The following is a 13,950-nucleotide window of genomic DNA, read 5'->3' on the forward strand; positions in this document are numbered from 1 at the left end:
TGCTCGCTCCAGCGCCGCCACCAGAAGGTGATTGAGGAAGCCCCCGCCCCCGGCATGGACGAAGCGACGCGCGAGGACATCTGCGCCGCCGCCGTCCGCGCGGCCAAGGCGGTCGATTACGAGGGCGCTGGCACGATCGAATTCATCGCCGACGCCAGCAAGGGGCTGAGGGCGGACCGCATCTTCTTCATGGAAATGAACACGCGCCTTCAGGTGGAGCATCCGGTGACCGAGGAGATCACCGGGGTGGACTTGGTCGAGTGGCAGCTGCGCGTGGCGAACGGCGAACCGATCCCATTGAAACAGGAAGATCTCTCAATCGATGGTTGGGCAATCGAAGCGCGCCTCTATGCCGAGGACCCAGCGAAGGGGTTTCTGCCTAGCATCGGAAGGCTTGAGATGTTTTCGATCGACGATGGATATAGCCGCATCGAAACTGGCGTAGAGCAATACGATGAGATTTCCTCTTTCTACGATCCGATGATCGCCAAGCTCGTCGTGCATGCGGACGATCGGGAATCCGCGATCTGGCGGATGGAAGACTGTCTGGAGGAATTGCTCGTCCACCCAGTCAAGACCAATGCGCCTTTTCTTTTGCAGGCCCTCACCTCGGACGAATTCGAAGGCGCAATGCTGGATACAGGCCTGATTGAACGAAATCCGGAATGGAGCGCATCGGTCGATTTGTCGCAAGCCGCCCTCGATCAGGCGGCCATATCGTTTCTGGCCCGCAGAAGCGATGGCGATACGATCGCGCGCAACGGCTTTCGCCTGAATGCTCCGCCGCGCACCAAGGTCGCGATGACCCACGGTACCGAAGTCGTGGTCGGGGACGCGGCGCAGCCCTTCGATGGCGTTCTCCAGTTCGATGACGGCGAAACCGTCTGGGTCAACCAGATGGCGGAAACCTTCGCCCTCAAGCCGTTCGAAACGCGTGGTACGGGTTCGGCCTCCGCCGCCGACGGCGCGATTCTCGCCCCGATGCCGGGCAAGGTCATCGCGGTCGATGTGGCTGAGGGCGACAGCGTCACCGCCGGCCAGCGGCTGATGGTGCTCGAGGCGATGAAGATGGAACACGCGCTCACCGCGCCGTTCGACGGGACCGTGACCGAGCTCAACGCCAGCGAGGGCGGGCAGGTTCAGGTCGAGGCGGTGCTGTGCGTGGTGGAGCCGTCGCAATAGCAGCGATGCCGTCATCCCCGAGAAGTCGGGGATCCAGGCTCACTTGACGCCAATCTTAAGGCTCCCGGCCCACCTTCGCGAGAGCGACCATCGACCTAGAACGCGCGTCGCTCTCAGTCGTCAACCGGCACCGGCGCGCCGAACAGCTCGCCTTTCTCGCTGAACAGCACGAACGCCAGACTCAGCACCGCCGTTGCCAGCAGGGCGAGCGCCAGTGGCCGTGCGGTTCCGTCATACGCATAGCCGATGAAGGCGCCCAGCGCCGCGCCGCTCGTCATGCGCAGGAAGCCCTGCGCGCTGCTGGCCGCCCCGGCAATATGGCGGAAGGGTTGAAGCGCGATGCTGCCGAAGTTCGCACCGATGAAGCCCAGAAGGCTCATGTTGGCGGCCATCAGCGGCACGAAGGTCCACAGGGTTTCATCGGGCTGGTTGGCGAAATACAGCTGGATTGCGGCGATCACGATGAACGCGAACAGTGCGAAATGGCTCACGCGCCGCGCGCCATAGCGTTCGACGATCCGGCTGTTCGACCAGTTCGCGACCGCCATGCACCCGGCGCAGATCGCGAAGATCATCGGGAAATCGTCGCCAGCGCCGAAAGCCTCGCCGATCAATTGCTGGCTCGAATTGATGAAGCCGAACAGGCCGCCGAACACCAGCGCGCTACCCAGCGTGTATCCGATCGTCTCCCGCAGGGTGACGGCGCTCGTCATGTTGCGCAGGATCGTAGGGATGTGGATGGCCTGCCGGTCGTCCTCATGCAGCGTTTCCGGCAGGCGGACATAGACCCACACGCTCATCACCGCGCCCAGGATCGCCATCGAAACGAAGATCCAGCGCCAGTCGCCTAAGAGGGAAAGCACACCTTGCCCGATACTGGGTGCGATGGCCGGAACCATCAGGAAGATCACGAAGATCAGGCTCATCATCCGCGCCATCTTGTCCCCGCCCACACGGTCGCGAATGATGGCCGGGGGAAGCGCGATGATCCCCGCCGCGAAGAACCCCTGTGCCGCACGCAGGATCACCAGCATGCCGAAGCTGCTCGCCAGCGCGCAGAGGATCGAAAACGCGATGTAAAAGAACAATGCGGTGAACAGGACCGGTCGGCGCCCGTATCGATCGGCGAAGGCGCCGGGCACCACCGTTCCGAAACCTGCCGCGAGCAGATAGGCGCCCACCACGAATTGCCTGCTGTTGCCGCTGGCCCCCAGGTCGCCGGCAACGGCGTCGAGTGCGGGGAGGATGGAATCGATGCCGAAGGCGTTGCACGCCATCAGCAGCGCCATCATCCAGATCAGCTCGCGTTCGCCGATGACGGCTCGCTTGGCCGAAACGGCCTGCGGGCGCTCACCGTCCGCCAGTTGATCAATTCGCATCTGCACAAAACGCCAAGTGGCGAGGGCGGTTCCGATTTGCAACCAGCGGCATTATCCCACCATCATGGATGATGACGAGGAAGGGAATGACGAGGGCGAGGCGGCCAGGGGCCTGCGCAAGATCATCCACGTCGATATGGACGCCTTCTTCGCCAGCGTGGAGCAGCGCGACAATCCCGAGCTGCGCGGCAAGCCCGTGGCGGTGGGCGGATCGAGCGGACGGGGTGTGGTTGCCGCCGCCAGCTACGAAGCGCGCAAATTCGGCGTGCGTTCGGCCATGCCGTCGGTCACCGCGCGGCGCCTGTGCCCGGACCTGATTTTCTGCAAGAGCCGGTTCGACGTCTACCGCGAGGTCAGCCAGCAAATCCGCGCGATTTTCCGCCATCACACCGATCTGGTCGAACCGCTCAGCCTCGACGAAGCCTATCTGGATGTCACCACCGACAAGCTCGGCATCGGTTCGGCGACGCGCATCGCCGAACTGATCCGGCAGGAAATCCGGGCCAAGACGAAGCTGACCGCGAGCGCGGGGGTGAGCTACAACAAGTTGCTGGCCAAGCTCGCCAGCGACCAGAACAAGCCCGATGGGCTATGCGTCATCCGGCCGGGCGCGGGCGCGGACTTCGTTGCAGGGCTGCCAGTACGCCGCTTCCACGGGGTGGGGCCGCGCGGCGCGGAAAAGATGTCCCGGCTGGGCATCGAAACCGGAGCCGACCTGGCGGAAAAAGATATTGCCTGGCTCCGCTCGAACTTCGGAAGCTTTGCCGATTATCTCTATCGCGCCGCGCGGGGCATCGATCTGCGGCCGGTACGTTCGAGCCGCATTCGCAAATCGGTTGGCGGAGAGCGCACCTTTTCCGAGGACATTTCGAGCGGCCCCGCTTTGCGCGACACGCTGGAAACGATCATCGACATCGTGTGGGGCTATATCGAAAGGGCCGAGGCGAGCGGACGCACCGTCACGCTCAAGCTGAAATACACAGATTTTCAGATCATGAGCCGGGCGCGCACGCTGACTGCGCCGATCGCCGACAAGTCGCAGTTCGCCGAGGTCAGCCGTGGCTTGCTGGACGAGGTTCTGCCCTTGCCGCTACCGATCAGGCTGATGGGGCTGACCCTGTCCAAGCTGGAGGGGGCACGGGATGCCGCCGCCCCTCCGGCAGACGACGCGCAACTCAATCTGCTTTGACGGCTCCGGAGCGGTCCTGCCAGAAGGCCAGCCGTTCCTGCGTTCGCGGGGTCAAGGGATGAGGCAACGAGTGCAGGGGGAAGAAGCGCGCCTCCACCACCTCGCGCCCATCCGGCTTCGGCGCATTGTCGGTAATGCAGGTGAAGATATGCGCGGTATGGGGACTGCCGGAAACCACCTCTTCGAATGTTCCGAGCGCTCGCACCGCGCTGGCACTGCACCCGGTCTCTTCGGTCAGTTCACGGATGGCTGCATCGCGCATCGCTTCGCCGCGCCGGGCTCCCCCGCCGGGAAAGCTCCACCCGGCTTCGGCATAGCTGAGCCTGACGAGGAGCAGCTTGCCATCCAAATCGCGTGCCACCATGCTCACGCCGTGGAGGTGAACCTTGCGCCAGCGCCGCCAGCGATGACGGACCGTATGGGCAATGTTGAGCGCGACGCGAAACGCGCGATCGATCATGCGAAATAGGTGATCGGCTGCGCCGCCGCGGCCAGGAGACGGGCAACGGGGGTGTCGCTGGCACCCTCGCGCGCGGCATCGAATACCGCGCGTTTCTCAGCGCCCCGCGCTACGAACACGATGGCCTCGCTCGCCAGCAGCGCGGGCATCGTCAGGCTGATACGGTCGAAGGGCGCTTCCGGCGGCAGCGGATCGGGCGTCAAACTGACGATCGGCCTGGTTTCATCCGCGCGCGGATCGGTGTTCGGAAAGAGCGATGCGATATGCCCGTCCGCACCCATGCCCAGCCACGCCAGTACGAAGGGCGGGACCTGCTCCATAATGGTCAGGGTCGCCACTTCCGCACCCGCGGGCTCGAAGAGGGCGCGCAGCTTTCCTGTGTTGGAGGCCGGGTGGTCCTCCGCCACGATCCTGTCGTCGTTCGGCCAGACGACGAGGCGATGCCAGGGCAGATCGCGGCGCAATAGGGTTTCGATGATCGGAAAGGGCGTGGATCCACCCGGCACGGTAATGGTGACCGGGCCTTCGGTCGCTGCGAAGGCCGCTTCCAGCCTCTCGGCCAGCCATGCGGCTATGGCAGCGTCGTCGCTGCATTCGATGATGGTGATCTTGCCCATGGGACCAAGCCTATTGGCAAACAGGCGGACGGGGAAGGGTAATCGCCTGCCCGCCCACCGTTTGCCCGTCAGGCCATCGTCTGGCCCAGGAACCACACCCGTTCTTCGGCGGCGTCCTGCCATTCGTCCACCAATGCGCTGGTGGCATTGTCGCCGGCTTCCTCCGCAGCCTCCTTCAGGGCCTTGAGATCGGCAACGACCTTGGCGTTGTCGGCGTGCAGTTCCTTCACCATCGCGTCGGCATCCAGCTTGGTGGAATCCTGGTCCTTGATGCGGGCGTGCTTGGCGATGGAGCCGATGGACGTCAGCGTCGATGCGTCGACCTTGCGCGCCCGCTCCGCCATCGGATCGGTCACCGCCAGGATCGCGGCCGCCTGCTCGTCGAACATCAGGTGCAGATCGCGGAAGCGCGGACCCTTGAGATGCCAGTGAAAATTCTTCGTCTTGATGTAGAGCGCGAAATGATCCGCGAGCGTGGCATTGAGCTGTTCGATCATCGCGGTTTTGGAATTGTCGCCGGAATTGGCCATCGTGTTACCCTCTAGGAAAATTACATGGGAGTTGGTTTGCCAACGCATGATCGCCTCGGGCGGTTTCCTGGATAAGTTTCATAAAACAGATCAACCAAACCGATTAATAGCGGGCGAGCCAAAATTAGAGCGGGGGGCTTTCCGCAATGCGCCCACTCGATAAAAGGGCCAGCATGGCGACGCAGAGAGAATGGGTAAACTGGGCCATCGGCCGGATCGAGGCCGATTTCAACAGGTCGGCGGATACGCATCTCATCCCGCTTCCCGTTCCCGTCCTGCCCGATATCGCGATCTATCTGAAAGACGAATCCAGTCACCCGACCGGCAGCCTCAAGCACCGGCTGGCACGCTCGCTGTTTCTCTATGGATTGTGCAACGGGTGGATCCGCAAGGGAACACCGGTCATCGAGGCCTCGAGCGGATCGACGGCCGTTTCCGAAGCATATTTCGCACGCATGCTGGGGCTGCGGTTCATCGCGGTCGTCCCGCGTTCCACCGCCCGCGCCAAGATCGAAGCCATCGCCTTTTACGGCGGCGAATGCCATTTCGTCGACGGCCCCTCCCAGGTCTATGAGGTCGCGCAGTCGCTAGCGGACGAACTGGACGGTCATTACATCGACCAGTTCACCTTCGCAGAACGGGCGACAGACTGGCGGGCCAACAACAACATCGCCCAGTCGATCTTCGCGCAGATGGCGCGCGAGCCCTATCCCGTGCCCACCTGGATCGTCTGCGGCGCGGGCACCGGCGGCACCTCCGCCACCATCGGTCGCTTCGCGCGCTACAATCGGCACGATACGCAGATCTGCGTCGCCGATCCCGAGGGGTCGGTCTTCCATCGCCACTGGGCCGACCGGTCGATCCTGCGGGTCGACCATGCGTCCGGATGTATCGAGGGGATCGGGCGGCAGCGTGTCGAGCCAAGCTTCCTGCCCGATGTCGTGGACCGCATGGAAGCTGTCCGCGACACCGCGTCCATCGGCGCCGCGCATGAAGTGAGCGAGCGGCTCGGACGGCGCTGCGGAGGCTCGACCGGGACCAACGTCTGGGCCTGCGCCACAATTGCGGCGGAGATGGCCGCGCGGGGGGAGAAAGGATCGATCGTGTCGATCCTGTGCGACGACGGCGCGCGCTATACCGATACGATTTTCGACGAGGCCTGGCTTGCGGATAAGGATCTCGATGTGGCGCCGGACCGGGCCCGCATCGCGCATTTCTTCGAAACCGGGAATTTCGCCGCTCTTTGACCGGCGGCTACGGGGGACATCCGCTGACTCACGACCGCGATGTCGGTCTGCGCTGGAGCGGGTGAAGGGAATCGAACCCTCGTCGTCAGCTTGGGAAGCTGCTGCTCTACCATTGAGCTACACCCGCGCGCGGGATCGGCGCTTTGCCGTGTGGGGGAGATTCGGTCAATGACCGACTTCGCCTAGCGGCTGAGGGCGACTCCGCCCGGTTGCCAGGCGAAGCCCGCTTCGTCCAACCCGTCGGTCAGGTCGCGCACGCAGGCGGCCAGTGCCGCGGAATCGGTCGATCTGACCACGAAATTCGATCCCACCTTGCCTTCGCGGAAGAAGGGATAGCTGCCGATCTGGCATTCGGCATGCGCTTTCTCGGTATCGCGCAGCAGGGCCGAAACCTCGCTTTCGGGAATATAGCCGCCAACCGTTTCCGACATCAGGGGGGCGCCGCCTTCCAGGGTGCCGGTCAACGCGTCCAGCATGCCGGCGGTGATGTGCGGAACACCCGCCATCAGATGGCAATTGCCGATGCGGATACCGGGTGCCCCCGACATGCGGTTCGGAATGAGGTCGGCCCCCTCGGGCACGCGGGCCATGCGCAGGCGCCCTTCGTTGAGGCCGCCCTTGTCGGCGTAATACTTCTCCAGAATGGCGCGGGCGTCGGGGTGGATGACCACGGAAACGCCCAGCGCCTGGGCCACCGCGTCGACCGTAATGTCGTCGTGCGTGGGGCCGATCCCGCCGGTGGTGAACAGATAGTCGTAGCTTTCGCGCAGCACGTTCACGGCGTCCACGATCCGTTCGATCACATCGGGCACCACGCGCACTTCGGCCAGGCGGATGCCCTGCACCTGCAGCCAGCTTGCGACCTGCGCGATGTTCTTGTCATGCGTGCGGCCGGACAGGATTTCGTCGCCGATCACGACGAGGCCGGCGGTGAAGATGCGGGATGTCATGCGCCGGTGATAGCTATTCGGCGGCTTCGAGCAACTCCGAACCGCGTTCGGGCTGGCCGCCCGCAGCGCGGAAAGTCAGGATGCCATCATCCACCGGATCATCGCGCATGCGTTTGCGATCGATCACGTACTCCTGATTGAGACGCCACGGATAGGCCACAGCGTTGCGGGGCATGATGTGCTTGGAACGCTGGATGTAGCCGGAAGAAAAATCGAACACATCGTCTTCTTCCAGGCCGTGGTCGGCGGCGAGGACGGGGACGGCGATCTCGGCTCCGGATGCCTTCATGTGGTTGAGCACGCGGCACACATATTCGGAATTGATGTCGGCTCGCAAAGTCCAGCTTGCGTTGAGATAGCCGAACACCACGGCAAGGTTCGGCACATTGGAGAACATGCAGCCCTTGTAATAGAAATGCCGGGCGAAATCGACCGGATCGCCATCGACGCTGACTGCGATCTTGCCCGCGACCGCGAGTTTGAGGCCCGTGGCAGTTACGACGATATCGGCATCGATGTGCTGCCCATCCTCCAGTCTCACGCCGCCCTTCTCGAAAGCCGAAATCCGTCCGGTCACGACATCCGCCTTGCCCGCCTTCATCGCCTCGAACAGATCGGCGTCGGGGACGAGGCACAACCGCTGGTCCCACGGATCGTAGGGCGGGGTGAAGGGCGTGACGTCGAAATCCTTACCCATGATCTTGCGGATGCGCTTGTGCAGCCATTCCGCCATTTTCTGCGGTTTCTCGCGCGCGCGCTTAAAGCCCTTGTCCTGCAGCGTGATGTTCTTCCATCGGGTGATGTCGTAGGCGACCTTCTCGGGCAGCCATTTGCGCAGGAAATTTGCAAATCCATCCTTGGCCGGGCGGCTGAACATCCATGTCGGCGTGCGTTGGAGCATTGTGACGTGTGCGGCCGTCTTCGCCATGGAGGGCGCGATGGTGACGGCGGTGGCACCACTGCCGATCACGACGACCTTCTTGCCCGCATAGTCCAGATCTTCGGGCCAGAACTGCGGATGCACGACCTGCCCGGTGAACGCGCCGAAATCGAAGCCGGGATCGAACGGCTCGTCATAATCGTAATAGCCGGAGCCGAGATAGAGCCAATTGGCGGTCAGCCGCTTGCGCTCTCCATCGGCGAGCGCGACGGTAACCTGCCAGCGCGCCGTCGCGCTGTCGAAATCGGCGGAAAGCACCTTGTGGCCGAAGCGGATATGTTCGCGGATGCCGCGTTCGTCTACGATGCGGTGAAGGTAATCGAGAATGGCGGGGGCGTCCGCGATCGATTTCTCGTGCCGCCAGGGTTCGAACGCGAAGCCGAGCGTATGCATGTCCGAATCCGAACGGATGCCCGGATATTTGAACAGATCCCAGGTCCCGCCCAGATCGTCCCGCCGTTCCAGAATGGCGTAGCTGCGATCCGGGCTTCTCATGCCCATGTGAGCAGCCATCCCGATGCCCGAGATGCCCGCGCCCACGATCAGGACGTCGAAATCGGTGGCCGTTTGCGCCATTGTCTTTCTCCCGACCGGGAGGTTTACCCGACTCCGAAGTCGAGTGCCAGCCTTGGTTGCAATTGGAAACCGACCCGCAGGGATGCCCCGACTAGCCGAAGGCCCCGAACTCGTTGGCGATGGCGGTGGCGACGCGCAGCGACAAGGTGTGGGCACGCTCGATCGGATCGATATAACCTGCATGAAGCGCCGCATATCCGCGCGTCTCGCTGGCCGGATAGTCCGCGGATTCGTCCATCGCGAAATCGGACAATCCGGGGAATCGGGTGGGAAAGGCCCGCCGCAGTTGGGCGAGAGCATCGTCCACGCGCAGGCTGAAGATCATCTCCAGCACATCTTCCCGGCTAATGTCGTTGGCGCGGCTAAAGGCTGGGATCGACACGGCTTTCAGCAGCATATGCATCAACAGTGTCAGGCGCAGGGCCTGCAGCACGCCGATAACGCGGCGGGTATGCTCGCGATCGGGCATGGGCGCCTCGTCCGGCATCATGTCCAGCATCCGGTGCAGCTTCAGCCCGTCCACGCGCAGCCTTGCGGCCATGCGCCGAAAGGTGCCGGCCCTGTCATCGTCGAGCAGATGGCCCGCCAGCGTTTCGCAGGCATGGGCGATCGAATCCTCGGTGCCGCGATAAGGGCGGCTGGCCCAATAGGCGGAATTGAACAGCTCCCCGAAGGCGGCCACGGTCTTGATGCTGCCGAGAGCATTGGAGGCGCGCACCAGCCGCACGATCTGGCGCCCGCGCGCGCTGTCCGCGAGAAGGGTGGATAGCTCCTCGAACTGCCCTTCCGACGCGGTGCCGAAGCCGGCGATGATGTTCACCGGATAGCCAAGCTGTTGCAGCACCGCATTGTGCGGGATCGCGCGGATCTGGCGCAGGCTCATCTCGCGATCCGCCGTCAGGTCCGACTGGCGTCGGGCCTTGCGGCTTCCGGTGGTGGGGACGAGGCCAAGACCGAAAGCGGTGATGGCGCGCGCATAGGTGCGGCTGGCGAGATAGCGCCGCTGGTCGTCCTTGATGGCACGATAGAAATCGAGGCTCAGGTCGGTACGGCGATAGAAGGGATCGTCGTTCTCGGTGGACCATTCTCCCGAGAGCGCGGCAATGGCGGACAGGGTCTTGTAAGCCATCTCCTCGGTGGCGAACCAGACGTAACCGTCGCCGCCCTGGAAGCTGGCTTCCGCTTCCAGGGCGATGCCCGCGCTGGCGAACTTGCAGCGCGCCCACGGGGACAGCGGCCATTCCAGCCGGTCGGCCAGGCTCGCCGGGTGCGCGCCGCGACCCATCCCCTCGCCATGCGTGTCGAAGACGAGCGCGGCGACCTCGGTCAGGCCGTTTCTCGCCATCGCCTCGGCGAGGCGCCCCTGAAGGCGTTCGATGGCGAGGCTGGCGGGGATCTGGCCCAGGAAGCGCCCGGCATCGGAAAACCCGGTCTGGATGGCGATCCGCCCGCGCTTTCTGGCGTAGTTCTGGAAGGTCTCTTCCTGTAGCAGCGCGTCGAGCAGACGCCCGCCATGTTCCAGCGCTTCCTCGGTCTCGAACAGGGGGGAGACGTCCACCTTGTCCTCGATCCCGAAGAGCCGCGCGAAATACAGCGCCACGAGCACCGTAGCGGGTTGTTCGCATTCCGCGATCAGCATGCGGATCGGCTGATCGGCGTCGATGTGCTTCAGGATCTCGCTCATGGCGAGGAACTGGCGGATCGCGGTGCTGCTTTCGATGGCGAGCGCGGCGAAATTGGCCCGCAAGGGCTGCGTTTCTTCCAGCAACTGGCGCAGCGCGGCGATGGCCGTGCGGCTTGCCATGTCGAGATCCTCGCGCTCGGGCAGGTGCTGGCGCAGCGCGTTGTGAAGCTGCTTGGCATTGACGCGGAAATGCACCCATCCCATGCCAAGGCCATCGGCCCGCATGGCTGCGGCCAGGGTCTTGAGCGCAACCGCCCGCTCGCCCTCGGCAGTGGCGGCCTCTTCCTCCAGCGACGTGATCAGGGGCGCCAGGCTGAGCAACTTGGCGGGATCGTCGGCGGTGAGGCGGTTGGCGGCTTCGGACAGTTCGGCAGGATCGTCCAGCTCGCCCGCGAAATCGGCGGCTCGCGCGGCGGCATAGTCGGCGGCGGGGCGCAGCGTGTCCAGCAGCGGATGGCCATCGTCGATCGCTTCGAGCTGCTCGACATATCGGGCCAGCCGCTCCGATTTCTCGGCCAGACGGAAGCCGATGGAGGTGTGCCACTTAATGTCGGTGCGCCCGTCCATGTCGTAACCCACCCAGGTCGCGAAACGGAACGGGAGAGGTTCGAATCCGCGCCATTCGTCGGGCCAGCGCTGGTGCGCCGTGCGGACCAATTCGCTCACGATCCGGTCGCGCGCGTTCTGCGCATTGGCGATGGCCGCCATCGCGCGCGCATGTTCGTAGGGCAGGGTGATCTCGGCCTTGTCCGACGAGGGGGCCGCCACCTTTTCCCCCAGCGCGCGACGCGCGATCGACTCATATTCCTCGGCGCTCAGCAGAAAGGTCGGATGCGCGGTGAAGACGGCATGGAGCGCAGGATGCTCCCAACGTGCCTTGAACGCCGCGAAACCTGGCGCATCGCTGCGCGGCGAGGCGCTCGCCAGCAGGCGTGCCAGGCGCGACGCGCGGCTGTCCAGCCCCAGCGCATAGAGCTCGTCGATCCACTTCGCGATGGTGTCCAGCGAGATATCGCCGCCCTCCAGCCGGCGGCTGAGTTCGTGGCTCAACTGGAATACCGGATTGTAGAGCGGTGTCTCCGCGGTCCGCTGGGCCAGTTCGCGCAGGCGCTGGAGCAATTCGTCGACGATCATCTATGGCTTCCTCTTGGGGAGTTCGAGAAACATTTGTGCATTGCAATAGCAACGCCGCGCAATCAACCGCCAGTGTCGAGCAGCGGAAATGCCGCCAAGATGACCCATATCCCGATGACCAGGAACAGCAGCGCCGCGATGATCCGCACCCATTTGAGCGACACCCGCTCCACGATCGCATTGCCGAAATAGACCGCAGGCACATTGGCGATCATCATTCCCAGCGTGGTGCCCAGCGTCACCAGCAGCACATTGCCGAACTGAGCCCCCAGCGCAATGGTGGCGATCTGCGTCTTGTCGCCGATTTCCACGACGAAAAAAGCGATGGTGGTGGTGAGGAAGGCGCCCAGGCGCGGCGTCTTCACGGTCTCTTCGTCGTCCAGCTTGTCGGGCACCAGCGTCCAAGCGGCCATGGCGATGAAGCTGACGCCCACCGCGATCCTGAACCACGGGCCCTGCAACCAGGACGCGATGGATTGCCCGAGAAAGGCGGCGATACCGTGATTGGCCAGCGTCGCGACCAGAATGCCCAGGACGATGGGAAAGGGCTTGCGAAACCGGGTGGCGAGCAGGATCGCCAGCAACATCGTCTTGTCGCCGATCTCGGCCAGTGCGACCACGGCGGTGGAGGTGAAAAGTGGTTCCATGCGAAGAATACTCCGGCCGGGCATTCGAAACGGCAACGACACCTCACCTCCCGCCCGGCCAGGCGGAAGTCAGGTGTCGCCGGTCTCGCACGAATGGAATTCCGACTGGCGGATTTCCAAACCCTGGGCGCCATGGCCTCTCGACCAAGCATGTTGACGCGAAGGCACCACAACAACGCGGCGCGCTACTCCCCAAACGACGGGGAGTCGGTAGCTCCACCGCAGGAGGTAAGCAACCGTCTCCGGGTCAGGCCCCGATCTCTGCGGCGGGGACGATACCCTCGCTCAGCAGGGTCCATAGCGCGCCGATATGCCCGCTTCCGCGCTCGACATCGGTGCCGGATGTCATCACCACGGTCAGCGCCAGTGAGGGCACGATGTAGATCATCTGCCCGCCATATCCCCAGGCAAAATAAACAGGATGCCCGCTCGCCTCAGCGATGAACCAGCCATATCCGTAGCCCTGCCCGCTCCACGGGGATGTCGTGGCCTTGGTCCAGCTTCGCTCTATCCACGCCTCCGGCACTATCTGCGTGCCGTCGATCGTGCCGCCCAGACGATAGAGCTCGCCGAAGCGCGCCATGCCGCGCGGGCTCATCGCCATCTGATTGCCGCCGAGATAGATGCCCTGTGGATCGCGTTCCCACTGGGGGATCTGAACGCCCAAAGGCTCCGCCAGCCATTCCTGAGCGAGTGCCCAGGTGGATCGACCGGACGCTTCGGTCAGCATGGCGGAAAGCAGATGGGTGCTGCCGGTCGAATACAGCATCGCGCCCCCCGGCTCTTCCACGAAAGGCTGCGACAGGGCGTATCGCACCCAGTTCGGGCTCGACACCCAGCGTCCGTAATTATCGCCCGATGTGCGCGCGAGCCCTGCCTGCATCGACAGAAGATTGCCCACCGTTACCCGGCCCAGCCGCGGATCGGGCTGTTGCGGCGCGTATGGGCGCAGTTCGCTCAGAACCGGCTGTTCCACGCCATCGAGCACCCCGCGCTCGATCGCGATGCCCACCAGGGCAGACATGACCGATTTGGACGCCGACTTGATATTCACTGTGCGGTCGAGATCGGGACCGCCGTTGAAGCGCTGCGCGACAAGCTCCTCGCCGTTGCGCATGACGATCAGCGAACGCAAATTGGGCAGTTCGGCGGCGCGCAGCAGAGTCGCGTCCACCCGCTCCCGATCAAGGCCGCGGGTCGGTGGCGCGGCCTCTTCCCAGTTCTCGCGCGGCGCGGTGTCGCTGGCCGCCCCGCAGCTTGCGATGGCAAGCGAGAAAGCGGCCACAAGGAGGCCTGCGAAACGCCAGGGGCTTGTGAGATTCGTGGCGGGGCAATTTGTGCGCATGAATGCCCTTCAAGCGCCCGCCGCGACGCCCAGTTCCGCCATTTTGTTAGCGTGTCGCCGCTGCAGCGCA

General features: G+C 64.1%; 12 protein-coding genes and 1 tRNA gene. 3 read left to right on the forward strand and 10 right to left on the reverse strand.

What is annotated here, in order from left to right:
- Positions 1-1,182 (forward strand): biotin/lipoyl-containing protein (locus tag ACFDTG_RS00770; protein WP_375289169.1); only part of this gene is annotated, 1,182 nt, incomplete at its 5' end.
- 113 nt (positions 1,183-1,295) lie between these two features.
- Here the strand turns inward: ACFDTG_RS00770 and ACFDTG_RS00775 are convergent.
- Entirely contained in the window at positions 1,296-2,561 is a 1,266-nt protein-coding gene (locus ACFDTG_RS00775) for a multidrug effflux MFS transporter (protein WP_375289297.1), read from the reverse strand.
- Positions 2,562-2,625: 64 nt separating this feature from the next.
- On the opposite strand from ACFDTG_RS00775, the gene dinB reads away from it, so the two are divergent.
- A complete protein-coding gene (gene dinB / locus ACFDTG_RS00780; RefSeq protein WP_375289170.1) occupies positions 2,626-3,750 on the forward strand; it encodes a DNA polymerase IV in 1,125 nt (374 codons plus the stop codon).
- Here dinB and ACFDTG_RS00785 read toward each other — a convergent pair.
- From ACFDTG_RS00785 to ACFDTG_RS00795, 3 genes are all read right to left on the reverse strand, one after another.
- The gene (locus ACFDTG_RS00785; protein WP_375289171.1) at positions 3,737-4,210 is read right to left on the reverse strand and encodes an NUDIX hydrolase; all 474 of its coding nucleotides are present in this window, start codon (positions 4,208-4,210) and stop codon (positions 3,737-3,739) included. The genes dinB and ACFDTG_RS00785 overlap by 14 nt on opposite strands.
- Positions 4,207-4,827, reverse strand: coding sequence for a 6-phosphogluconolactonase (locus tag ACFDTG_RS00790; protein ID WP_375289172.1), 621 nt, complete (start codon positions 4,825-4,827; stop codon positions 4,207-4,209). Before ACFDTG_RS00790 ends, ACFDTG_RS00785 begins: the two co-directional genes overlap by 4 nt.
- Before the next feature lie 68 nt (positions 4,828-4,895).
- The gene (locus tag ACFDTG_RS00795; RefSeq protein ID WP_375289173.1) at positions 4,896-5,357 is read right to left on the reverse strand and encodes a Dps family protein; all 462 of its coding nucleotides are present in this window, start codon (positions 5,355-5,357) and stop codon (positions 4,896-4,898) included.
- 173 nt (positions 5,358-5,530) lie between these two features.
- Between ACFDTG_RS00795 and ACFDTG_RS00800 the strand changes: the two genes are divergently transcribed.
- Entirely contained in the window at positions 5,531-6,604 is a 1,074-nt protein-coding gene (locus ACFDTG_RS00800) for a PLP-dependent cysteine synthase family protein (RefSeq protein WP_375289174.1), read from the forward strand.
- Positions 6,605-6,657: 53 nt separating this feature from the next.
- Here the strand turns inward: ACFDTG_RS00800 and ACFDTG_RS00805 are convergent.
- From ACFDTG_RS00805 to ACFDTG_RS00830, 6 genes are all read right to left on the reverse strand, one after another.
- Positions 6,658-6,731, reverse strand: a tRNA-Gly gene (locus tag ACFDTG_RS00805).
- Positions 6,732-6,786: 55 nt separating this feature from the next.
- Entirely contained in the window at positions 6,787-7,554 is a 768-nt protein-coding gene (locus ACFDTG_RS00810; RefSeq protein ID WP_375289175.1) for a competence/damage-inducible protein A, read from the reverse strand.
- Between the two features lie 13 nt (positions 7,555-7,567).
- The gene (locus ACFDTG_RS00815; RefSeq protein ID WP_375289176.1) at positions 7,568-9,070 is read right to left on the reverse strand and encodes a flavin-containing monooxygenase; all 1,503 of its coding nucleotides are present in this window, start codon (positions 9,068-9,070) and stop codon (positions 7,568-7,570) included.
- Between the two features lie 91 nt (positions 9,071-9,161).
- Entirely contained in the window at positions 9,162-11,888 is a 2,727-nt protein-coding gene (locus tag ACFDTG_RS00820) for a phosphoenolpyruvate carboxylase (protein ID WP_375289177.1), read from the reverse strand.
- A 62-nt stretch (positions 11,889-11,950) separates the two neighbouring features.
- On the reverse strand, positions 11,951-12,535 hold the full coding sequence (locus ACFDTG_RS00825) for a TMEM165/GDT1 family protein (RefSeq protein WP_375289178.1): 585 nt from the start codon (positions 12,533-12,535) through the stop codon (positions 11,951-11,953).
- Positions 12,536-12,782: 247 nt separating this feature from the next.
- Positions 12,783-13,820 (reverse strand): serine hydrolase domain-containing protein, encoded by a 1,038-nt coding sequence (locus ACFDTG_RS00830; RefSeq protein ID WP_375289179.1) that lies wholly within the window; start codon positions 13,818-13,820, stop codon positions 12,783-12,785.
- Positions 13,821-13,950 lie beyond the last annotated feature (130 nt).

This window comes from Qipengyuania sp. (assembly GCF_042095715.1).
GTDB lineage: Bacteria > Pseudomonadota > Alphaproteobacteria > Sphingomonadales > Sphingomonadaceae > Qipengyuania.